This is a genomic window from Providencia sp. PROV268 (assembly GCF_028477805.1).
In the GTDB taxonomy this organism is placed as follows: domain Bacteria; phylum Pseudomonadota; class Gammaproteobacteria; order Enterobacterales; family Enterobacteriaceae; genus Providencia; species Providencia stuartii.
Genome location: NZ_JAMPLW010000015.1, coordinates 120,009 through 143,261 on the forward strand (window position 1 = coordinate 120,009; position 23,253 = coordinate 143,261).

A 23,253-nucleotide genomic window follows, 5' to 3' on the forward strand; every position below is an offset into this window, starting at 1 on the left:
GGCATCTCACTCAAAATTATGGGATTAGCAGGCTAGAGCCTTGGGTTTTTCTCGACTCTAATGTGCGGTGGGCCGTTTGCACATCTTTCAAGGCAAAGATCTGTTTTTCAGGGACATCCACATTCAATTTGCCACTTAAGATCATATCAAACAGCGCATGGCTTGCCTGATCTAACTCCGCCCGATTAGTGACATAGACCCCTAATGATGGGCGAGTGACGTATAAGCCGCCTTTTTGGTTTAAAATCCCTAAGTTCACGCCAGTCACAGGGCCGGATGCGTTACCAAAGCTCACCATTAAACCTCGGCGTTTTAGTGAATCTAATGAGGCAATCCAAGTTGATTGGCCCACTGAGTCGTACACGACATTCACCTTTTCACCTTGAGTGATCTCTTTGACTCGTGCCGCGATATCTTCTGTTTGATAATTGATGACTTCCCATGCCCCCGCAGCTTTAGCGCGCTCTGCTTTTTCAGCGCTGCCAACGGTACCAATCATTTTAGCGCCAAGCGCTTTTGCCCATTGGCAAGCAATCAGGCCTACACCACCCGCAGCCGCATGGAATAAAAAGATTTCATCTCGTTTGATTTGATAGGTTTGATTCAGCAGATAATAGACAGTCATACCTTTCAGGCCACAGGCGGCAGCCTGTTGAAATGAAATTCCATCAGGAAGATGGGCAACGGCATGTTCAGGAACATTATGAACTTCACTATAAGCACCTAGCGGGCCTTGAGCATACATCACTCGGTCACCTGAGCGAAAACCTGTCACTTGGGAGCCGGTTTTTACCACAATGCCCGCAGCTTCAGTACCAAGCCCCGATGGTAAACTCGCGACGGGGTATAACCCACTACGGACATAAGTATCAATATAGTTGATGCCGATTGCATGATTTTCTATCTGAATTTCGTTATCGGCAGGCTCTTTTAGGTCGAAATCGGAATAGCTGAGAACTTCTGGGCCACCATGTTGTGCAAATTCAATACGTTTTACCATGATCATCTCCGATAGGAACAGTCTGCTTGTACTTGTCGTATAATCAAATTACCGGCTGGATGATGGGCAGACAACGCCCATTTTCTCATCGCTGGCTCAATAGGGATAATTTCACTTGCCTTCAACAAACAACACAAATGATTTCACGTTTGATTTGCCTACCATATCAATCACGCAATAATAACGCTATGGTTTGATGATAGAATTATTGGTTAGTGCCACAACGACGAAAGGCACAATACCCGTTAGAAAAACACAAAGAAAGCCAACGTCAGTAACAAGTTTGGCGTATACTAATGTGCTAGTTAATTATGGATGTGGATAAGAAAGTATGGCTAAGAAATACCCTTCAGAAAACAAGTACAGTGCGCCGCGCGATCAGCAAATGGAAGGCTTAAAACTTCCACCACACTCTATCGAAGCCGAGCAGTCTGTATTGGGAGGGTTGATGCTGGATAATGACCGTTGGGATACTGTTTCCGAGCGTGTCACCCATGCAGACTTTTACAGTCATCCGCATCGTACCATTTTTGCTCAAATGCAAACTCTGCTTGAGCAGGGTAAACCCATCGATTTGATCACATTATCCGAATCCCTTGAACAGGAAGGTAAATTGGATGATGTCGGGGGGTTTGCTTACCTTGCCGAGTTATCAAAAAATACCCCAAGTGCCGCGAATATCAATGCTTACGCCGACATCGTCCGCGAACGTGCTGTTGTGCGTGACATGATCAAAGTCGCGAATGATATCGCCGATGCGGGTTACGACCCACAGGGGCGTAGCAGTGAAGATTTACTCGACTTTGCCGAAACGAAGGTGTTCCAAATTGCAGAGTCGAGAGCGAATAAGGACGAAGGGCCAAAAGATATTGAAGCAATTTTGGCTGAAACCATTGAAAAAATAGAAAAACTGTATCAGCAACCTCACGATGGTGTGACAGGGGTGTCGACAGGTTACCAAGATCTCGATAAGAAAACGGCGGGTCTACAAGGCTCTGACCTTATTATTGTTGCAGCTCGTCCATCAATGGGGAAAACCACTTTTGCGATGAACTTGTGTGAAAATGCAGCGATGACGGAAGAAAAACCCGTGTTGATCTTCAGTTTGGAGATGCCCGGTAGCCAGATCATGATGCGTATGTTGGCCTCCTTATCGCGTGTTGATCAAACACGTATTCGTACAGGCCAGCTTGACGACGAGGACTGGGCGCGTATTTCTAGCACCATGGGGATTCTGTCAGAAAAGCGCAACATGTACATCGATGACTCCTCTGGCTTAACACCAACAGAAGTACGTTCCCGTGCGCGTCGTATCTATCGAGAGCATGGTGGTTTAAGTCTGATTATGATTGACTATTTACAGTTAATGAGAGTCCCTGCATTATCGGATAACCGTACACTTGAAATTGCTGAAATTTCTCGGTCACTGAAGGCATTAGCTAAAGAACTTAATGTGCCTGTTGTGGCGCTATCACAGCTTAACCGGAGCTTGGAACAACGCGCGGATAAACGTCCAGTCAACTCAGACTTACGTGAATCAGGCTCTATTGAGCAGGATGCTGACCTTATTATGTTTATCTATCGTGATGAGGTTTATCACGATAACAGTGACTTGAAAGGGGTGGCGGAAATCATTATCGGTAAACAGCGTAACGGTCCGATTGGTACGGTTCGATTAACGTTCAATGGTCAATGGTCTCGCTTTGATAACTATGCGGGGCCTGCCTATGACGATGAGTGATCTGTCATACTAAAAGCGGCAGTGTTGTTGACTAGGCTCATGTGGGCTAGTCAGATGCGTATGTATGCAGCAAGCGGCTTATCTATCTTTGGCGCTGAGCTGCATCTTGGATGATTTATAAGAAAGTAAAAAGAGGACATAATGAAAGCGGCAACCGCTTTAATTAACCGCCGCGCTCTGCGACATAATCTGCAACGAGTTAGAGAACTCGCACCACACAGCCGTTTAATTGCCATTGTTAAAGCAAATGCTTATGGCCATGGATTAACCGAAGTCAGCACCACCCTTGAAGATCTCGTTGATGGTTTTGGTGTCGCCCGACTTAAAGAAGCTCTGGCACTGAGGGAACGAGGGATAACGGCTCCTATTGTATTACTTGAAGGTTTTTTCGAACATTCTGATCTCCCCTTGTTAGTGGAACATCAAATCGATACGGTTATCCACTGTGTTGAACAGCTTGTAATGCTGGAAGCAACCGAATTGGCGAACCCGATTAAAGTTTGGATGAAACTCGACACAGGCATGCACCGCTTAGGCGTGTTGCCTCAAGATGCGGAAGCATTCTATCAGCGCTTGCAAGCGTGTAAAAACGTCAAACACCCCATCAATATTATCAGCCATTTCTGTCAGGCTGATGAGCCTGAATTACCGACAACAGCAAATCAAATTCACTGCTTTAAACAGTTTGTTGCCAATAAGGCCGGAGAAAAATCGATTGCGGCATCGGCAGGGATCTTATTATGGCCAGATGCCCATTATGACTGGGTTAGGCCGGGGATCATCATGTATGGTGCCTCCCCTCAAGAAGGTACATCCGCCGAGCATTTTGGTTTACAAAGTGTGATGACACTAAAATCAACATTGATTGCTGTTAGGGAGCATGCTGCTGGGCAATGTGTGGGTTATGGTGCAACATGGTGTAGCCAGCGTGACACTCGGTTGGGCGTTGTTGCGATAGGTTATGGTGATGGTTATCCCCGAAGCGCGCCTTCAGGTACGCCAGTTTTGGTAAATGGGCGAAAAGTGCCTATTGTAGGACGAGTTTCAATGGATATGATCACCGTTGATCTTGGGCCAAATGCCAATGATAAAGTGGGTGATGAGGTGATTTTATGGGGGAAATCTCTGCCAGTTGAAGAAATCGCCGCACAAACAGGCATTATCAATTATGAGTTACTGACTAAATTAACCTCAAGAGTTGTCATGGAATATGTAGACGAATAGCAAACAAAGGGTTATTTTCAAAAGACGAAACAAAAAAATATTATTTTTATCTGATTATGGAGATGTACTGTGTACCAACATGTTGATTCTTACCCGGGCGATCCGATCTTATCGCTGATGGATGAATTTAATAAAGATACTCGTGAAAACAAGATCAACCTGAGTATCGGCTTATACTATGATGGGGAAGGTAAAACACCTGAGCTGAAAACTGTTGGTCATGCGAAAGCGGAATTAAACAAGTTACCAGCAAGCGCGTCACTGTATTTACCGATGGAAGGTCTCAAAGATTATCGCCTAGAGATCCAAAAATTACTCTTCGGTGCTGATTGTCCTCTTATTGCGCAAGAACGTATCGCGACAGTACAAACTATCGGTGGTTCAGGGGCACTAAAATTGGGTGCGGATTTCCTCAACCATTACTTCCCTAAATCAGAGGTGTGGTGCAGTGACCCTACATGGGAAAACCATGCATCAATTTTCTCTGGAGCAGGCACTAAAGTTCACTATTACCCTTACTTTGATGAAAAGAGTAAAGGGGTAAAATTTGCTGAAATGCTGGCAACATTTAAGACATTGCCGGAAAATAGCATCATTTTAATGCACCCTTGCTGCCATAACCCAACCGGTTCAGATCTCACGCCAGAGCAGTGGGATGAAGTGACTAAAGTGGCTAAGGCACAAAAACTGATCCCATTCTTGGATATTGCATATCAAGGATTTGCGGAAGGTATTGAAGAAGATGCTTATGCTATCCGTGCGATGGTAAAAGCAGGCTTGCCTGTGTTTGTGAGTAATTCATTCTCTAAAATTTTTGGTATCTATGGTGAACGTGCTGGTGGTTTGTCAGTTATTTGTGAAAGCCAAGAAGAACGTGACCGCGTATTAGGCCAATTAAAAGCAGGGGTACGTCGCCTATACTCAAGCCCACCGTCAAATGGGGCTAAAATTGTGGCGCAAGTTCTCACAAACAGTGAACAGAAAGCACAATGGTTGAAGGAAGTTGAAGAGATGCGCGTACGTATTTTAGAAATGCGTACTGTTCTGGTGGATGAACTGAAAAAAGCACTACCAGAAAAAAACTTTGACCATCTGTTAAAACAACGCGGTATGTTTAGTTACACAGGCTTCTCGAAAGAGCAGGTTGCGCGTTTGAAAGATGAGTTTGCTGTCTACTTAGTGGGTACGGGGCGTGTTTGTATGGCTGGTGTAAACCGTCATAATGTTCAACGTATTGTTGAAGCGTTCGCTGCTGTAAGCAAATAATTCGTGAATTATTGATTAAAAAACGCGGGTTTTGCCCTAATGCTTGCCAGTTAAGTCATTAATATCGCCGTAACGGATACCGTTGCGGCTTTTTCTTTACTGCTCGGGGTAATGCCTTTGTCGCCTACTAGGTAGTACAAAACTTCCAACCATAGCCAATATCTCATTGATGAATTTCGGTATTTTCCCCAGAGCTACTGCGGAAAGTAGGCTTAATTGAGCACTCAGGTATAGCGCAGTTTGTTTAAATCCCATCTGATACGGTTCTGTATCTTTCAGGCTGTATGCCATCTGTGCCATCATAAATCGCAGTAAGTTATACGCGAGTACTATTCTCCATAATTCTTGATTTACCAATGCTGGCTTTTTGCTCCTCAATGTGAGTTCATTATTCAACATATGCTGCTTCATTTCCCTGAAGCCATGCTCTATTTCCCAACGATGCCTATAAAGGTCTGCAATATCGGCTTTGGGGTATCGAAGTGGCTCACTCATTGATGTTAATATCTGAACACCCTTTCCATTGATATTTTTTGTTATCAATCGGGCTCTCAATGTTATTGGGGAGTTAGCCCACTTTTTGCGTGCTTGGGGTGTAAAAGGGTTAAAGCAATCTGGCACAGGGATATTTGAAGAGAGTTATACACCAATGAGAACGCAGTATCCGATCGAACGAGAAGAGGCGTTCACGGTGCCTGTTTCATTCCAGAATTATTTGGATGGCAAGAAAAATAATTTTTAGAAGCTTGATGTCATTGAAGTCACAGGTGATTTCCATAAACAGTATCCAAATATCGACAATCTCACGCCATCAGATAAAGGAACTATGATTCTATTTTTTGAATTTGCCAAATCGTCAGCGAAAATAGGCGGAGAGGCAACAAGTTTTGATGGTGGTGAAATGGGTGGCGATGTCTTGGGTAGCACTTATGATAAATAGAACGTTTTTAAGATGGTTTTTGACTATTTTGTTGGTTTTATTATTTTATTTAGGCTTGGGCATTTTTGAATTCGGGTTTAGTTCAAGCTTTACATACAACTACACAGTGATAGGTAATGATGATCCAGTTACCGTTTGGCGCGCTTTCGTAGAGAGTTTGCGAATGAATCATGACACTGCAATGGCTTATGTTATTTTTGGCACTCCTATTTTGCTAATATTGTTATTTTTCATTCATAAAAAGATAAGATAGCAACTGTCATGACAGCTTTGGTGAGGGGGCACCCTCATCGGTATCGTTCGACCGCATTGAACCGTTTGATCCGGTCCGGTAACGACTCAGTAAGCCCATGATAGGCAATGGCCTTTTCACTTGCAGTCTTCCCCATTATCCCATTTTCCACAACGAGAAAAGCCACTGTTCCGCGTATATCGTTAACTGAAATGCGCAGGAATATCTCTGGAGCCGTGGAGTATGCGCTCTATGCGTACTTCAGCTTCCAGTACGCGGAAAAATAACAGGTATCGGCCATAAGCACAGCTTCTCAAGCCTGGCAAAATTTCTGGGCGTTCAGCATAGAGGGTCGGAGAGTCTGCAATAAGAAGACATTTTTGATACAGCTCTTCAATAAAACTCAGGGCCCTAATGGGATTATCCTTTGCTATCCAGTCACCGATCGATTCTAAATCCTGTACTGCCAGCGGTGATATACCCAATTTCATTTGCTACCGTTATCCTCAGCCAATGTGGCATACTTACTTGATAAACGGCTAAATACCGCGCTCGCATCTTTACTTTCACCGCTATTAATACCGTCAACTATTGCCGTTTGAAGTGCGGCAAGTTTTAATTGATTTTCCTGCTCTTCTAAAGCGCGAAGTCCTGCACGGATCACTTCACTTGTATTATTATATCGCCCGCTCTTAATCTGACTTTGGATAAATTCCTCAAAGTAAGGGCTTAAAGCTACACTCGTTGACATGGTTAAAATCCCTACTAGTTACCAACTATTATTAACTATTAGTATAAACCCGTTCTTATTTTTATCAATATCGAACAATCAACAATACCGTTCACCTGCATTATAACGGCGGATAAGATCTGGCAAGGACGTTTCCAAACCATAATAGGTGACCGTATGCGCACTGGCGGTCTGGCGCATAAAACCGTTCTCAACAGCAACGAATGCACTGATACGTGCAAAAATGGCGTTTTCGTCATGGTTAACTTCGACGAGAATGCCAGGTTCGATCAGCACACGTCGTTTCTTTCCCGTTTTACGACTCGTTGAACAGTGCTCGCCTTTAACGGTACTGGCACTCCTCGGCATAAATTGACCACCTTTGTAATACTCGCCATTGACGCCTAATTCCCCTCCTTTCTTTGCTTGGCCTTTCATTGGAACCCCCTTATTAAAGAAAGCCGGGGTTAGCCCGTAATGCTTGTCAGTTGAGTTATTAATATTGCCGTAACGGATACCGTTACGGCTTTTTCTTTACTGCTCGGGGTAATGCCTTTGTCGCCTACTAGGTAGTACAAAACTTCCAACCATAGCCAATATCTCATTGATGAATTTCGGTATTTTCCCCGGAGCTACTGCGGAAAGTAGGCTTAGACTTGAGCCATGGAAAGAGAACGAAAAAGAGAGATTTCCATTACAGCCCATACCATCATTCCCATCGGAAGACGGCGTTTTCTTATTGTAACAACCCCAGTATCCACGAGACATTCGTCAATGAGTTCAGCGGAAAGGAGCTCAGAAAGGGCTGTAAATTATTTTGGCGAGAAAGCCTGAACAGTCTTGAGAGCTTGACTAAGTAACATAAAAAAATCCGTAATCTTGGGATGATTACGGATTTTTACAGCACTGTAGGATCGTTCAACCTATTATTGAGTTCTTAACTGACTGATCGGCATTAGGGTTTTGCCCGCGTTTTTCGATTTCAAAATAAGGCGCTGTCACGCTTGTGGTTAGTAGCCCCGTGCTAAGATGGGTTTTAAGAAACGAGCAGTATGCGATTTTTCACATTCAGCCACTTCTTCAGGTGTACCAGAAATCAAGATTTCACCGCCACCACTTCCCCCTTCAGGACCTAAATCAACAATCCAATCAGCGGTTTTGATCACATCTAAGTTATGTTCAATGACGACAATCGTATTGCCTTGGTCACGTAATTGATGTAGTACCGTCAAGAGCTGCTGAATATCGGCAAAATGCAGCCCAGTGGTTGGCTCATCAAGGATATAGATGGTTTGCCCAGTACCGCGTTTCGATAGCTCACGAGCCAGTTTCACACGTTGTGCTTCACCACCGGATAAGGTCGTCGCTGATTGGCCTAAGCGGATATAGGATAACCCCACATCCATCAAGGTTTGCAGCTTACGAGCCAGTGCTGGCACAGCATCAAAGAAATCACGAGCCTCTTCGATAGTCATATCAAGCACTTCGTGGATACTTTTGCCTTTATATTTTATCTCTAATGTTTCGCGGTTATAGCGCTTACCTTTACATTGATCACAGGGCACATAAACGTCAGGTAAGAAGTGCATTTCAACTTTGATAACACCATCACCTTGGCAGGCTTCACAGCGCCCCCCTTTAACGTTAAAGCTAAAACGACCTGGATTGTAGCCACGAGTACGAGATTCCGGTACACCAGCAAATAACTCACGAATCGGTGTAAACACCCCCGTATAAGTCGCCGGGTTTGAGCGAGGCGTTCGCCCGATAGGGCTTTGGTCGATATCGATGACTTTGTCAAAGTGTTCAAGCCCTTCAACATCAAGATAAGGTGCTGGTGTAATTGTGGTGGCACCATTCAATTGACGTTGTGCGATAGGGAATAAGGTATCGTTGATCAATGTGGATTTCCCTGAACCCGACACCCCAGTGATACAGGTAAATAGGCCAACAGGGAGTTTTAAGGTCACATTTTTCAGGTTATTCCCTTTAGCGCCAAACAGTTTGAGCATCTTGTCTTTATTGACGGGAACCCGTTTTTTAGGGATATCAATGCGCCGCTCGCCACTTAGGAACTTGCCTGTTAAAGAGTCTGTATTGGCGACGATATCTTCTAAGGTACCTTGTGCAACGATTTGACCACCATGGACGCCAGCCCCCGGACCAATATCAATGATATGATCTGCGGCGCGAATAGCATCTTCATCGTGCTCTACCACAATAACGGTATTACCTAGATTGCGTAGATGAATGAGGGTTTCCAACAAGCGATCATTATCGCGTTGATGGAGACCGATCGACGGTTCATCCAGAACATACATGACCCCGACAAGGCCTGCACCAATTTGGCTAGCGAGACGGATACGTTGCGCCTCACCGCCCGATAAAGTATCTGCCGAACGAGAAAGCGTTAAGTAATTAAGACCAACATTCACCAAAAATTTTAATCGGTCACTAATTTCTTTAAGGACTTTTTCTGCAATTTTTGCCCGTTGCCCGCTGAGTTTAAGATTTTGGAAAAACGCCATCGCATGACCAATACTGTAGTCAGCAATTTCAGGCAACGTGGTATTTTCGACAAAAACAAAACGTGCCTCTTTACGTAAACGTGTTCCGTGACATGTCACGCAAGGGCGATTGCTAATGTATTTGGCGAGTTCTTCCCGTACCGCCGTTGATTCCGTTTCTTTATAGCGGCGTTCCATGTTATTGAGCACCCCTTCAAAAGGGTGGTGACGAACCGTAATATCGCCGCGATCATTACGATATTTGAACTCAATCGTCTCTTTACCTGAGCCGTACAGAATAATTTTCTGAATGGAAGGACTCAGAGAATCATAAGGGGCCTCAACATCAAATTTATAATGCTCAGCAAGGGATTGCAGCATTTGGAAGTAGTAGAAGTTCCGGCGATCCCAGCCGCGAATAGCCCCACCTGCGAGTGATATCTCGGTATTTTGGATCACCCTTTCAGGATCAAAAAATTGTTGAACACCAAGGCCATCACAGCTCGGACATGCCCCGGCGGGGTTATTAAAGGAGAATAAGCGAGGCTCTAATTCCACCATGCTATAGCCGCATACCGAGCAGGCAAAATTGGCTGAAAACACTAACTCTTCTGCGTCGGGATCATCCATATCGGCAACAATCGCGGTACCGCCGGATAGCTCAAGAGCGGTTTCGAAAGATTCAGCGAGGCGCTGTGCGATATCATCACGGATCTTAAAGCGGTCAACCACAACTTCAATGGTATGCTTCTTTTGTAACTCCAACGTTGGAGGATCGGACAGATCACACACTTCACCGTCGATACGTGCACGAATATAGCCCTGAGAGGCCAAGTTATCTAACAATTTGACATGTTCACCTTTGCGGTCTTTCACGACAGGGGCTAATAACATCATGCGACGATCAACAGGCTGTGCTAGCACGTTATCGACCATTTGACTCACGGTTTGAGCCGCTAGCGGAATATCGTGATCTGGGCAGCGTGGTTCACCTACACGGGCAAATAATAAACGTAAGTAGTCATGGATTTCGGTGATTGTGCCCACCGTTGACCTTGGGTTATGAGAGGTGGATTTTTGTTCAATCGAAATAGCGGGTGATAACCCTTCTATATGATCAACATCGGGTTTCTCCATCAGTGAGAGAAATTGCCTTGCATAGGCGGATAAGGACTCTACATAGCGCCGTTGACCTTCTGCATAGAGTGTGTCAAAAGCTAATGATGATTTCCCTGAACCTGACAACCCCGTAATAACTATCAGTTTGTCTCGGGGGATGATGAGATTGATGTTTTTCAGATTATGAGTGCGGGCACCGCGTACTTCGATATTATCCATTTACCACTTCCCGGATGATTTGATAGTGAACAATCATAAGTGAATCATTATCGCACAATTCAGACTGAATGAATATACAGTGTTTTATTAAAAAACAGATTATAATCATGTGATCTTGAGTTGTCGCGTTGTTGATTATATTCATTCGCACTGAACAAGGCTGGTGTTTGCATTGTCGAATTATTAATGTATCGCGTAGCTGCACAGTAAATTATTCAGGTTGTCAGTTTGTGAACCTTCAAGAACGATACAATTTAAATTTTCAAAGCTGCTCGCAACTTGAGCAAGCTACATCTATTTTAGTATGCAATTCGTATGCATTATGGGTTGGTCGTGCTAAACTTCACGACTAATACAGAGATTAAATTTAATGGATCAGGAGTGTTTAAATGGCCAGCAGAGGCGTAAATAAAGTAATTCTTATCGGTAACTTAGGGCAAGATCCTGAAATCCGTTACATGCCTAACGGTGGTGCTGTTGCAAACCTGACTCTGGCAACTTCTGAAAGCTGGCGCGATAAGCAAACTGGTGAAATGCGTGAGAAAACAGAATGGCATCGTGTCGTGATTTTCGGCAAATTAGCTGAAGTTGCTGGTGAATATCTGAAAAAAGGTTCTCAAGTCTATATTGAAGGTTCTTTGCAGACTCGCAAATGGCAAGACCAAAGTGGTCAAGACCGTTACACCACTGAAGTTGTGGTTAACATCGGTGGCTCAATGCAAATGTTAGGCGGTCGTGGTGGCGAATCATCAGGCCAAAGCCAAGGTGGTCAAAGCGGTTGGGGTCAGCCTCAGCAACCAGCGGCTCAGCAATTCAGTGGCGGCGGCGCCCCAGCGCGTTCACCAGCACCTGCGCCACAAAGCAGCGAACCACCAATGGACTTCGATGACGATATTCCGTTCTGATTGGAATAAAAATCGAATTAAAGTAGATCTGAGGTTTTTTTAGCCGTCTGATTTACAAAGTGCAGAAAACAAACTTCAGCCTTCTAAGTGTGAGAGCATTTAGAAGGTTTTTTGTTTTAGACAAATGTTGGGTGTTGAATAAATACTAAAAATATTATTTTTTATTTAGGTAAATAGTGGTCGTTCCCTCTCTTTTCACCAATCAGAATCATTCCATTAGACTGAAAGATAATTCCCTAAAAGAAGCTATATGTAATGGCTAACAATACGGAAAGAGTGTTTGTGCTTTTACCAAATGAATTTATTGTTTCAGAAGCATTTTAATATCAATAAATTGAACAGAAATTTGAGAACGTTCGCAGTTTTTTACCTCCGGCTGGAAAAGGTAAAATGTGGCTTTATTATGCAGTTCATGAAGCGAGAAAATAATAATGGAAGTCGTGCTATTGCCTTTAAATATAAATAATATTAATGCAGTTGATATTTTTTGTTTCCTATTAGCTTGAATGAATACACGTGATATTCAGGTTGAAAATCGATGCTCTAAATTATCAGGCTGTTTGAATATAGCGAACATTATGTAATTTCACGACTTGTTGCTACCCAAACTTATCAACGGTGAACTTACCGAATAAATTAAGGAGTAATAATGAACCGTGCCGAAGCCCTACAACTACTAAGAACCGCTCTAGCTAGCCCTACTGCCGAATTTCGAGATGGTCAGTGGGAAGCGATTGATACACTAGTAAATCATCGACAGAAGTTACTCGTTGTACAGCGAACAGGTTGGGGGAAGAGTTCGGTTTATTTTATCAGTACGAAGATTTTCCGCGATAGAGGTATGGGGCCAACGATTATTGTATCGCCATTGTTGGCCTTGATGCGCAACCAAATTGAATCAGCGGAACGTTTGGGGATTGTGGCTGAGACGATGAACTCAACTAACCAAGATGATTGGCAAAGTGTTACGCAGCGTATTCACAATAATCAAATTGATTGTTTGTTGATTTCACCTGAACGGTTAGCTAATGATAGTTTTATTGAAACAGTACTTCAGCCTATTGCAGATCGTATCGCTTTGATGGTGATTGATGAAACTCATTGTATTTCCGATTGGGGGCATGATTTCCGCCCTGACTACCGTCGCATTGTGAATATTTTGCGTCAGTTACCTGCAAACACCCCAGTATTAGGCACCACTGCGACGGCTAATAATCGTGTTGTCGATGATATTCAGGCCTTACTTGGTCATATCCGGATCCAGCGTGGTTCATTGATCCGAGAGAGCCTTGCATTGCAAACCATGGTTCTGCCCGATCAAAGTTCTCGTCTAGCATGGCTAGCTCAGGTAATTCCCAATTTGCCGGGTACAGGCATCGTTTACACATTAACAGTACGTGATGCTGAACAAGTTGCTGAATGGCTAAATCGTAACGGTATCGATGCGAAGGCTTATCATAGCAGCGTTGAAAGTGATGATTTTGAAAATAGTAATGTTTACCGTCAACATTTAGAGGAATTACTATTTAATAATCAATTAAAGGTGTTGGTGGCGACGACCGCGTTAGGCATGGGTTATGATAAACCCGACCTAAGTTTCGTCATTCACTATCAAGCTCCGGGGTCTATTGTCGCTTATTATCAGCAAGTAGGGCGTGCTGGCCGTGGTATTGACCATGCAGTAGGCGTATTAATGTCTGGTGTAGAGGATCGGGACATTCATGAATTTTTCTGGGGCTCAGCGTTTCCATCTGAAATGCAAGTCAATGAGGTTTTACAGGCGCTAGAACAGGGTGATGGTTTATCAATACGTAATATCGAGGAGAAAACTAACCTGCGCTACGGGCAGATTGAGAAGGTACTTAAATTATTGAGCGTGGAAAACCCGGCGCCCGTCATTAAAAATGGTAGCCGCTGGGTAAGGACGCCTGTACATTACCAAATGGATCATGCGCGTATTGAACATTTAACAGGACAGCGTGTTCAAGAGTGGCAAGAAGTACAGGCCTATTTGAAAGACAGTGGATGCAAGATGACCTTTCTGCGCAAAGCTCTAGACGACCATGACCCGACTCCTTGCGGTAAGTGTGCATCCTGTATAGCACGCCCAGTTGTCAACCAAGCCATCGACCCCGCTTTGGTTCATCGGGCGGGAACTTTTCTTAAGCACGCCGAGATGGCGATTAAACCTAAAGCACAGGTTGCCGCTAATGCTTTCTTGGAGTATGGCTTTAAAGGTAGTCTGCCACAAAATCTCCGTGCTCAAGAAGGACGGGTTTTATCACGTTGGGGGGATGCTGGTTGGGGGCGTTTAGTTGCAAACAACAAATATGCTGGGTATTTTAGTGATGAATTAGTTGAAGCGATGGCAGAAATGATCCAAAACCGCTGGAAACCAACCCCTGCACCACAATGGGTCTGTTGTGTACCATCGCGAAACCATCCAGAATTAGTACCAAGTTTTGCTCGCCGTTTAGCCTCGCGACTAGGCTTGCCATTTGTGAATTCTGTGAGCAAAATTAAAGATAACCAGCCACAAAAAAGTCAGCAAAATCGTTTCCACCAGTGCCAGAATTTGGATGGCGCATTTGCTATTACAGAATTATTATGTGGGCAGCCCGTACTTTTGGTCGATGACATTGTGGACTCCGGCTGGACGCTAACAGTCATCGCGGCATTATTACAGCAGGCAGGCAGTGGTATGGTATATCCAGTTGCACTTGCCTCTTCTTCGGTAAAAGACTCATGAATGTATCTAGCTCATTGTCACCAACAGCGCAAGCGACTTTATTGCTAACTAGCTATTTTTCCAAGGCGAGTAGTGAAGCCGTCAAGCCGCTCACTAATACGGAGTGGGGGCGGTTTGCGTTATGGTTGAAAGAAAAATCAACGACACCAGCAGACCTTTTAGTCTCTGATCCGAAGGCACTACTCAGTGGGTGGCACGATGCTCGTATTAGTACAGAACGGATTGTGGAGCTATTGAACCGTGGGCATAGCCTTGCTCTTGCCATAGAAAAATGGCAACGGGCGGGTTTGTGGGTGGTTACGCGTTCTGATCCTGAATACCCAAAACGTTTAAAACAGCGGTTAAAAACAGATTCTCCCCCCGTGTTATTTGGTTGTGGGAATAAAGCGTTATTGAATATGGGGGGATTAGCCGTTATTGGTTCACGTAATGCAAGTGTGTCTGATCTCACTTATACAGACCAAATTGGTGCTAAAGCAGCATCCGATAATGTCGCGATTATTTCAGGGGCAGCACGTGGTGTCGATGAAACGGCAATGTTAGGCGCTATGCGGCAAGGTGGCGTAATTATTGGTGTGGTGGCGGATAATTTACTAAAAGCCGCAACGAGTAGTAAATGGCGTAAAGGGCTAATGGAGGGGCATGCGGTATTAGTATCACCTTTTTATCCAGAAGCGGGTTTTAGCACCGGTAATGCGATGGCACGCAATAAGTATATTTACTGTTTAGCAGATAGCGCTCTTGTGATCCATTCAGGTAAAAAAGGGGGCACGTTAAGTGGTGCTGAAGAAAATCTAAAAAAAATGTGGGTGCCTCTATGGGTCAAGCCGACAATTGACAAAAGTGCTGCTAATGCTGATTTGGTCGCTAAAGGCGCGCGCTGGTTAACGGATGATGTGCAACATTCTAATATTGCAGAACTCATTAGAAATGACGTCAATAGTGTTGAGCAGGTAAAAGAAGAACAGCCTGATCTTTTTTCATCTACCGTTCCTGAACAACCAGAATTATTTGCAGAGCCTAATCCAATATTAGAAGTCAACCTGCCAGAGATAGAGAGCAATGTATCAAGTGGTGTGGAGCAAACAGACAGTTTGGCCGTTTCAAAGCAGTCTATAGAGATTGAGGAGCTGCGTTCAACCCCTGTGGATTTTTATCAATTATTCACAATGGAGCTTCAAGGGTTGGCTAAAGAACCAATTTCACTTGATGAACTTATTGCAAAGACAGAATTACACAAATCACAATTAAATGAGTGGTTGAAGCGCGCAGAAAAAGATGGCTTAGTAAAAAAACTCAAACGGCCAGTCCGTTATCAAGCGGTAATTGAGAAAGAGCAGGGCTAAATACCACGCAGTGGAACAAGGATGTTTTACTTAATTGGTAACAATTGAACGAGTGATGGCAGAGTAAGGGGGTTTTAGGGATTTATAGCATTGATAAACAATATCGCTTAATATGCCGATGATCCAATGGGGGAAGCTATTACAATATAGGAAATTAATACTGAGTATCATATTATTGTGATTTGAATGTAGAAAATGACACTAATATTATCACCGTATGCAATAGGTCTAGAAAAACACCTAAATATAAAAAGTTTCTAATTAGTATGGTTTTTTATTTAACCTAATAATGAAAATTTGTCTTTTTATATCAATTATAAAATATTTATCGAGGATGAACATTAAGGGTTTCTTAATATTCAATCAAAAGGAAAAAGGATAACAAATGGATTTAAATAAAAATAAAGCTCCAGTAAGTATTATTACTAGGAGTATATTCGTCAGTAATACAGTAATGCGTCAAATTTCGATGTCTTTTCATATTCAATGGTTAAGCGACCTTAGGCTCTAGTAACAAGAGGTCATTATAACCAGTGTCGGAAAGACGATATAAAGAAGGTGAAATACCTAAATAAGCTTTAAACCTTTTGGCAAAGGATTGTTGGGAGTCAAATTGGTATTTCAATGCAATATCAATTACTTGAAGGTTTGTGGTTTGTAGCTCTTTCGCCGCTTCACAGATCCGTCGACGGCGTATATATTCCCCTAAAGGCATACCGACAATTTTACGAAATACCCGTTGCAAGTGCCATTTGGTATATCCAGAATGTTGTGCAATATCATCTAATGATAATCGATTAGTAAGGTTTCCTTCTATCCAAACTAGGATTTCAGAGATAATAGAGGACTGAAATTGAGTATGTTTTCTGCTATATGAAATGGGTAATTTATTATACATAATACATTTCCTATTTGTTAGATTATAAGCATATTACTCATCGGATAGCTTTTGAATAAATAAAACTTAAACAGGTTATAATACAGTGTATTCCACTATGGCAGACGACGATTACACCTGTATATATAAAATTAAATACCTATCTTATTGTTTAATTCATTGCGTAATATGTTTTTTTAAAGCAATACAAAAAACAAGAATGAAAATTGAAATGACCATTGACAGGACATTCATCAATTGCCAACCGAGCGAGAAAAATAACACACCGGCTGCAAGGCTACCTAAAGCACCAAAAGAATAAATAAGAAAATCTGTCATACCTTGCACTTTTGCTCTTTCGTGATCTTCATAGCCGAGAGGCAATAGTTGGGTGGTACTGATTAAAATAAAATTCCACGCGACACCAACGAATATGCCTGATAGTAGATAGTGATAAAATTGGCTTCCCAGCAGGTTTATTGTGGCAGAGAGAAACAGCAACAAAATACCGATAACGATGATCTTTTTTGTTCCAATACGATGAATAAGGTGCCCTGTAAAAAAAGAGGGTGCGAACATACCGAGTACATGGCACTGGAATACAAGAGCTATTAAAGAGAAGGGGAAATTGTGTTGTTTCATAGAGAGTGGAATGGAAGCGAAAGTCAATACCACTAACGCATAGCCAACCGCACTTACGATAGTAATTAATTTTAATATCGGTTGTGAATACAGTTGTTTATAACTACGTTTCGCTTTGATATGGTTTTGCCTTTGTTGTTCGACTTTTTTCAAAGGCACTCTTAATAATAAAATAAAAGCGATAACATAGATGAGCGTTAATGCACTAAAGGGGCCAGCAAAAGGGTATTCAGTGAAAAAGCGCTGTGTCATAACGGCCAACGTTGGGCCGATTAAGGCGGCTGCAATTCCTCCACTCATCACTAACCCAACCGCTTTAGCATGTAAAGCTTTAGGAGCTTCTTCGAGCGCTGCAAAACGAAATTGTTGTGCTGTACCAATGGCAATTCCTGTAAAGAATAGGCCAATTGAGAAATAGGTTAAGTTGTAATAAATAATACCAACAATGGATAGAATGGCTCCGATCATCCCAGAAAAACTCCCCAGTATAAAGCCGAGTTTTCTTGAGTATTTCTGCATTAAATATGCAATAGGAATGGTTGCCATAATTAAACCAATATATTGGCTCAGGAGTGGAACCGTAGAGTAAGTCGGATCTACGGAAAGTTTCTCGCCGATCACGACTGCCACTGAAAGTACAATAGCATTCCCCGTTGTAAACAGTGCTAATGCGATAGCTAACCACCAAACATTTTTAGGCATAATACCCTCTAAAAATCAAATAAACTAATAGAAATAATCAGTTAAGCTGAGTTTGCTTTGCCAGTTTATTGTTGTGAAATACAGGAAATGTGCAGCTTACAACTTCAAGTCAACTTGAAGTCAAGAGGGAATATCAGTCAATTTAAGAGCCTGGTTGTTATCTCGGTTTAACGAGTGGATAAAACCAAAAAATAACTAATTGCCAGTTAAATGCTCTGGTAAGTTAGTAGTGTGATATTGATCGCGTTTTAAATGTGAGATGAATAAAAATGGAAAAAATGATTGTCATTGTGAACAAGATGTGTTTTCTTAAATGCACTTACACAAAATAATGATTAATAATTTAAACCAAATTAATATCGACAGACAGGAATAACCCGTGAACATGACTCTTCATCATTCAAACCTACTACTAACCGCGCCACGTGCCGCGGTGGTCGTGCGTGTGGTGGTGGTCGTGGGCTTAGCGCCGTAACGGGAACAATCAACGCAGATTAAAAACCCCGCCGGCGCAAACCGAGCGGGGTTTTTTTATGAATCGCCGCTCGAATCTCACCGGCTAGTGTGAAGGATAAGATTATGAGCGAATCGGGTACAACATCATCAGATAAAACCTGCTACACAGGTGCAGAACTGATAGTCCATTTGTTAGAAAAACATGGCATTACCATTGTTTCAGGGATCCCTGGCGGTGCAGCCCTCCCTTTTTATGATGCTTTAGGTAAAAGCAAGCAAATCCGCCATATTTTGGCGCGTCATGAACAAGGTGCTGGCTTTATTGCACAAGGTATTGCGCGTACAACCGGAAAAGCGGCAGTGTGTATTTCATCGAGTGGCCCAGGAGCAACGAATTTAGTCACGGCCATTGCGGACGCTAAGCTTGACTCTATTCCACTGGTTTGTATTACAGGCCAAGTTCCTTCTTCAATGATTGGCACCGATGCTTTTCAGGAAGTTGATACTTATGGGATTTCTATTCCTGTCACAAAACACAACTATTTAGTTCGTAACATCAATGAATTACCGCAAGTAATTTGTGACGCCTTCCGAATCGCAGAGTCCGGTCGTCCCGGCCCAGTATGGATTGATATTCCTAAAGATGTGCAGACGGCAACGATCGAATTAGACGCATTGCCAGATATTCAGCCAAAAGATAAGGCGCCGAACTTTGAGATGGAAAAAGTGATCCAAGCGGCGGAAATGATTAATCAGTCGAAACGTCCTGTACTTTATTTTGGGGGCGGCGTGATTAGTTCAGGCTCCACAGAAACGGCGATTGCGTTTGCAGAGAAAGCGACATTACCAACGACGATGACACTGATGGCATTAGGGACTATTCCTATGCGCCACCCGCTCTACTTGGGAATGTTGGGAATGCATGCGGCGCGTAGCACGAATATGGTGATGGAAGAAGCTGATTTGCTAATTGTTATCGGTGCTCGCTTTGATGACCGAGCGATAGGTCGTGCAGAAAAATTCTGTCCTAATGCCAAAATTATTCATGTAGATATTGATAAAGCAGAGATCAGTAAAATTAAACGACCTGATATTGCTATCAATGCAGATGCAGGGCAAATTCTCGAGTTATTACTGCCGTTAGTTGAAAAAAATCAACGTGAAGAGTGGATGACAAGAGTTAATCAATTAAAGCAGGACTACCCATTAAATTTAAGCGAAGCCGATAATCCATTAAGCCATTACGGCTTAGTGCTTGCTGCTGCAAGAGCCGCGGGCGAAGAAGCGATAGTGACCACTGACGTTGGGCAGCATCAAATGTGGGCGGCACAGGTTTATCCGCTATCACGTCCTCGCCAGTGGTTAACATCTGGCGGTTTAGGCACGATGGGCTTTGGCCTTCCTGCCGCGATTGGTGCGGCATTGGCGAACCCAGAGCAAACCATCGTATGTTTCTCTGGTGACGGCAGCTTGATGATGAATATTCAAGAGCTTGCCACCGCAGTTGAGCACCAATTAAATATCAAAATTGTTCTGATGAATAACCAAGCATTGGGGATGGTGTATCAGCAACAAGAGCTGTTTTTTGATAACCGCATATATGCCGCAGCTTATCCATATCAAACAGATTTTATTAAAATTGCGGCGGGGTTTGGTTTGAAAACCTGTGATTTAAATACGGAAGCGGATCCTGAAATGGCATTAGAAGCGATTATGAACACGAAAGGTCCTTGCTTAATTCATGCCCTGATCGATGTGAATCAAAAGGTTTATCCAATGGTTCCACCGGGTGCAGCAAATATTGATATGATCGGAGCGTAATTATGGTTTTTGAACATCACCCAATTGCATTAGAACTTATTGTCCGCAACCATCCTGGTGTTATGTCGCATATTTGTGGCCTGTTTGCGCGTCGTGCTTTTAATGTGGACGGCATTTTATGTATGCCAATAAAAGATAAAGATGAAAGCCGAATTTGGCTATTAGTACAAAAAGATGAGCGCTTGTCACAAATGGTGAATCAAGTTGAAAAACTAGAAGATGTTAGGGAAGTCCGTTTTAGTGATGACCTAAGACTATTTGAGACAATGCAAAACTATTTGCAATAACATTGCATCGCCACTGGCTCTCTATATTCAACCTACATTTATCCTGTAGGTTGAATTTTTTATTTGGTTTGAACGCACAATTTAAGCACATTTGTTTGTTTTAATGTTCTATTGTTTCTTAAAGTGAACAATGGTGGTATAACAAACTCAGCATTACGCTGTAAAGCATCAACAAATAAGTGGGGCATTTTATGCAGAATAATATTTATCTGACTGATACTTATCGCTATGAAATTCAAACAACTGTACTTGAAAAAGGCCAAGATGATGAGGGGCAATGGGTTGCGCTAAGGGATAATATTTTTCATCCACAAGGCGGAGGTCAACCAGCCGATGCCGGGTGGATCAATGATCAGCCTGTTCGTATTAAGAAACACCCAAATGGCTGGATAATTGCTTATTTAGCGCCGGATCAGAATTTGAATGTTGGTGATGCTGTCAGTGCGAAAATTGATAAGGCACAGCGCCAATATCATGCGGCTTTGCATACGACGGGGCACTTATTAAGTTGGGAAATGGCTTGTTTTGGATGGAAGGGGCAAAAAGGGCACCATTTTCCGAATGAGTCACGAGTAGAGTTTAGTGCAATTAGTGATAACCCCACCCCCATTGAACAACTAGATGAAAGGGAAATAGAAGCTTTAGTCAATCAACGCTTGCACGGTGACTATCCTGTATCTGTTGAACAACGAGGAGAGTTACGCCTTTGTCGCGTTTCTGAAGGTGATGAGGTGCCTTGTGGCGGCACTCATGTTGATTCACTCGGTAAAATTTGCCAGTTTGTGATTAAGTCGATGAAATATAAAAAAGGGATCTTGCGGATCAGTTATGATGCGAAGCATGTCGAAGTTTAGATACTGTCACTAAGATGCGAGTACGTCATCACGACTGTTGCATTTAATTCCCCCTCCATGCAGAGATAGGAGTGGGGAAAATCACAACTAAAGGCATAAAAATCCCCTTCTTCTAATAACACGGTTTGTTCATCTTTTAAGCGTAACATCAATGAACCAGTATGCAGCATGATATGTTCATGAGTTCCGCTCATATGTGCGGGGCTATTAATAATGGCGCCTCGTTTCATATTCAACTGCCATATTTCAGAAATATTGCCCATATTGATACGAAATTTAAATTGTTGTGAATAATCCCCTTGCTGAGGAGCTGACTTCACAAAGTAGGGGTAGGCTTCATGCTGTAATGTAAATAGATCACTCAATGGGAAGCGTAATGCGATGGCGATGGCTTCTAAGGTATCAACTCTTGGGTTTGAATCGCCAGACTCCAGTTTAGAAAGAGCCGCTTTTGAGATCCCTGATAAACGTGCTAGTTCATTCAAGGAGAGGTTCCTTGCTTGCCGGAGTAAGCGTACTTTTTGACCAATTTTAATGTTGATTTTTTTATCCACCCTGTGTCTTCCTTGAAAGTTAAATTATGCTGCTAATTCTACCATCATAACAACGTTATGTCAGAAACGTACTGATAAAGGCATAATATTTCGACAATGGAAGAAAATGAAGATGGCAACCTGATTTAATAATCAATCCGTTCACTTAGGTAATAAAAACAGGGCTTTTTTATTTATTCAGAAAAAATTATAGTGAACAAAAATACTCCCTGTAAGGGCTAATTATGCCGTTTGATTTTTTCTCGCTAGAAATGGCGATCTGTTTTTTTACACTACTGTGCGCTTATTTAGTTTTTGGGATGGCTGGGTTTGGATCCGCTTTGATAGCCACGCCTGTATTAGCAATGTATCTTCCTTTAAATATGATCGTGCCTATATTAGCACTGATTGATTTAACGGCGGCGCTGATCAATCTAGTAAAAGATGGTAAAAACGCGGATTATCAAGAAATAAAATGGATTATTCCACTCATGGTTGTGGGGAGTTTAATTGGTGCGGCTATCTTACTAAAAACACGCCCAGATATTCTGATTTTATTACTTGGTATATTTGTGATTTTTTATGTCATGAACGCCTTTTTTTCAAAGAAAGGCCAATCGCATTTTTCTAAGATATTAGTTGTTCCTTTCAGCTTGATCGGCGGTATTTTTAGTGCGTTATTTGGTAGCGGTGGCTTTATTTATGCTATGTACTTATCAAGCCGCATAGCCGATAAACAGCGCTTTCGCATCACCCAAATGACATTAATAGGCTTTAGCACGTTAACGCGTGTCACAATCTTTTTAGTGATGGGTGTCTATGTGAATGTCGATATTCTGCTGATGGCATTAGCGTTCTCACCCGCAATGTTGATTGGTATTTGGGCTGGGCGCCATATTACCTTGAAAATATCGCGAGAATCTTTCCTGAAAATTATCAATATTATTATTTTAATTTCAGGTATTGCCTTGCTATATCGTTATTTTTTTATTTTGTAACTCACGTCACTGTTAAAGATTTATCAGTATAAAATATAAAGCATGATACAATTACCTTTCGTCATCTCCGGTAATTCCAGATGATGAAGGGTTTTTATATTGTGT

The 23,253-nt window shown here is 42.6% G+C and carries 22 protein-coding genes and 1 pseudogene; 13 read left to right on the plus strand and 10 right to left on the minus strand.

Annotation, left to right across the window (positions count from 1 at the left end; genetic code table 11):
- Positions 1-16: 16 nt before the first annotated feature.
- Positions 17-1,000, minus strand: coding sequence for an NADPH:quinone reductase (locus tag PR699_RS12435; protein ID WP_014656879.1), 984 nt, complete (start codon positions 998-1,000; stop codon positions 17-19).
- A gap of 331 nt (positions 1,001-1,331) precedes the next feature.
- Between PR699_RS12435 and dnaB the strand changes: the two genes are divergently transcribed.
- From dnaB to PR699_RS12450, 3 genes are all read left to right on the plus strand, one after another.
- Positions 1,332-2,741, plus strand: a complete 1,410-nt coding sequence (gene dnaB, locus PR699_RS12440) for a replicative DNA helicase (protein ID WP_004924545.1) — start codon at positions 1,332-1,334, stop codon at positions 2,739-2,741.
- A 141-nt stretch (positions 2,742-2,882) separates the two neighbouring features.
- The gene (gene alr / locus PR699_RS12445) at positions 2,883-3,965 is read left to right on the plus strand and encodes an alanine racemase (protein WP_014656878.1); all 1,083 of its coding nucleotides are present in this window, start codon (positions 2,883-2,885) and stop codon (positions 3,963-3,965) included.
- Between the two features lie 69 nt (positions 3,966-4,034).
- The gene (locus tag PR699_RS12450; RefSeq protein ID WP_014656877.1) at positions 4,035-5,231 is read left to right on the plus strand and encodes an amino acid aminotransferase; all 1,197 of its coding nucleotides are present in this window, start codon (positions 4,035-4,037) and stop codon (positions 5,229-5,231) included.
- A gap of 58 nt (positions 5,232-5,289) precedes the next feature.
- Here PR699_RS12450 and PR699_RS12455 read toward each other — a convergent pair.
- A pseudogene (locus PR699_RS12455) lies at positions 5,290-5,825 on the minus strand (transposase); the annotation flags it as partial.
- Here PR699_RS12455 and PR699_RS12460 point away from each other — a divergent pair.
- Together PR699_RS12460 and PR699_RS12465 are read left to right on the plus strand one after the other, a co-directional pair.
- The gene (locus PR699_RS12460; protein ID WP_162470585.1) at positions 5,812-5,973 is read left to right on the plus strand and encodes a hypothetical protein; all 162 of its coding nucleotides are present in this window, start codon (positions 5,812-5,814) and stop codon (positions 5,971-5,973) included. The pseudogene PR699_RS12455 and the gene PR699_RS12460 sit on opposite strands and share 14 nt — an antisense overlap.
- A gap of 169 nt (positions 5,974-6,142) precedes the next feature.
- On the plus strand, positions 6,143-6,424 hold the full coding sequence (locus PR699_RS12465; protein ID WP_179078408.1) for a hypothetical protein: 282 nt from the start codon (positions 6,143-6,145) through the stop codon (positions 6,422-6,424).
- A gap of 182 nt (positions 6,425-6,606) precedes the next feature.
- On the opposite strand, the gene PR699_RS12470 is transcribed toward PR699_RS12465, so the two are convergent.
- From PR699_RS12470 to uvrA, 5 genes are all read right to left on the minus strand, one after another.
- The gene (locus PR699_RS12470; RefSeq protein WP_014656874.1) at positions 6,607-6,894 is read right to left on the minus strand and encodes a type II toxin-antitoxin system RelE/ParE family toxin; all 288 of its coding nucleotides are present in this window, start codon (positions 6,892-6,894) and stop codon (positions 6,607-6,609) included.
- Positions 6,891-7,154, minus strand: coding sequence for a type II toxin-antitoxin system ParD family antitoxin (locus PR699_RS12475; RefSeq protein WP_004924521.1), 264 nt, complete (start codon positions 7,152-7,154; stop codon positions 6,891-6,893). Before PR699_RS12475 ends, PR699_RS12470 begins: the two co-directional genes overlap by 4 nt.
- Positions 7,155-7,232: 78 nt before the next feature.
- The gene (locus PR699_RS12480; RefSeq protein WP_004924517.1) at positions 7,233-7,571 is read right to left on the minus strand and encodes a hypothetical protein; all 339 of its coding nucleotides are present in this window, start codon (positions 7,569-7,571) and stop codon (positions 7,233-7,235) included.
- 212 nt (positions 7,572-7,783) lie between these two features.
- Positions 7,784-7,894 (minus strand): transposase domain-containing protein, encoded by a 111-nt coding sequence (locus tag PR699_RS19705; protein ID WP_368913000.1) that lies wholly within the window; start codon positions 7,892-7,894, stop codon positions 7,784-7,786.
- Between the two features lie 249 nt (positions 7,895-8,143).
- A complete protein-coding gene (uvrA, locus tag PR699_RS12485) occupies positions 8,144-10,978 on the minus strand; it encodes an excinuclease ABC subunit UvrA (protein ID WP_014656873.1) in 2,835 nt (944 codons plus the stop codon).
- 389 nt (positions 10,979-11,367) lie between these two features.
- Here uvrA and PR699_RS12490 point away from each other — a divergent pair, with 389 nt between their 5' ends.
- From PR699_RS12490 to PR699_RS12500, 3 genes are all read left to right on the plus strand, one after another.
- Positions 11,368-11,883, plus strand: a complete 516-nt coding sequence (locus PR699_RS12490) for a single-stranded DNA-binding protein (protein ID WP_004924506.1) — start codon at positions 11,368-11,370, stop codon at positions 11,881-11,883.
- A 649-nt stretch (positions 11,884-12,532) separates the two neighbouring features.
- The gene (locus PR699_RS12495; RefSeq protein ID WP_004924500.1) at positions 12,533-14,632 is read left to right on the plus strand and encodes a RecQ family ATP-dependent DNA helicase; all 2,100 of its coding nucleotides are present in this window, start codon (positions 12,533-12,535) and stop codon (positions 14,630-14,632) included.
- Positions 14,629-15,978, plus strand: a complete 1,350-nt coding sequence (locus PR699_RS12500; RefSeq protein WP_014656872.1) for a DNA-processing protein DprA — start codon at positions 14,629-14,631, stop codon at positions 15,976-15,978. The genes PR699_RS12495 and PR699_RS12500 overlap by 4 nt, the downstream gene beginning before the upstream one ends.
- A 490-nt stretch (positions 15,979-16,468) precedes the next feature.
- On the opposite strand, the gene aarP is transcribed toward PR699_RS12500, so the two are convergent.
- Both aarP and PR699_RS12510 read right to left on the minus strand, forming a co-directional pair.
- Positions 16,469-16,876 (minus strand): HTH-type transcriptional activator AarP, encoded by a 408-nt coding sequence (gene aarP / locus PR699_RS12505; RefSeq protein ID WP_004924490.1) that lies wholly within the window; start codon positions 16,874-16,876, stop codon positions 16,469-16,471.
- Between the two features lie 156 nt (positions 16,877-17,032).
- Positions 17,033-18,199: an MFS transporter gene (locus tag PR699_RS12510; protein WP_141173192.1), complete on the minus strand. Its 1,167-nt coding sequence runs from the start codon at positions 18,197-18,199 to the stop codon at positions 17,033-17,035.
- A 379-nt stretch (positions 18,200-18,578) separates the two neighbouring features.
- Between PR699_RS12510 and ivbL the strand changes: the two genes are divergently transcribed.
- The 4 genes from ivbL to PR699_RS12530 all read left to right on the plus strand — a co-directional run bounded on the left by ivbL (position 18,579) and on the right by PR699_RS12530 (position 21,617).
- A complete protein-coding gene (gene ivbL, locus PR699_RS12515; RefSeq protein WP_101495238.1) occupies positions 18,579-18,674 on the plus strand; it encodes an ilvB operon leader peptide IvbL in 96 nt (31 codons plus the stop codon).
- A gap of 104 nt (positions 18,675-18,778) precedes the next feature.
- Positions 18,779-20,476, plus strand: a complete 1,698-nt coding sequence (ilvB, locus tag PR699_RS12520) for an acetolactate synthase large subunit (protein ID WP_014656869.1) — start codon at positions 18,779-18,781, stop codon at positions 20,474-20,476.
- 2 nt (positions 20,477-20,478) lie between these two features.
- Positions 20,479-20,763 (plus strand): acetolactate synthase small subunit, encoded by a 285-nt coding sequence (gene ilvN / locus PR699_RS12525; RefSeq protein WP_004924476.1) that lies wholly within the window; start codon positions 20,479-20,481, stop codon positions 20,761-20,763.
- Positions 20,764-20,954: 191 nt separating this feature from the next.
- Complete coding sequence (locus tag PR699_RS12530) at positions 20,955-21,617, plus strand: hypothetical protein (RefSeq protein WP_014656868.1); 663 nt, start codon at positions 20,955-20,957, stop codon at positions 21,615-21,617.
- Here the strand turns inward: PR699_RS12530 and PR699_RS12535 are convergent.
- Positions 21,614-22,171 carry a helix-turn-helix transcriptional regulator gene (locus PR699_RS12535; RefSeq protein WP_004924471.1) on the minus strand — a complete coding sequence of 186 codons (558 nt, stop codon included), beginning with the start codon at positions 22,169-22,171 and terminating at the stop codon, positions 21,614-21,616. The genes PR699_RS12530 and PR699_RS12535 overlap by 4 nt on opposite strands.
- 224 nt (positions 22,172-22,395) lie before the next feature.
- On the opposite strand from PR699_RS12535, the gene PR699_RS12540 reads away from it, so the two are divergent.
- A complete protein-coding gene (locus tag PR699_RS12540; protein ID WP_014656867.1) occupies positions 22,396-23,148 on the plus strand; it encodes a sulfite exporter TauE/SafE family protein in 753 nt (250 codons plus the stop codon).
- Positions 23,149-23,253: the final 105 nt, after the last annotated feature.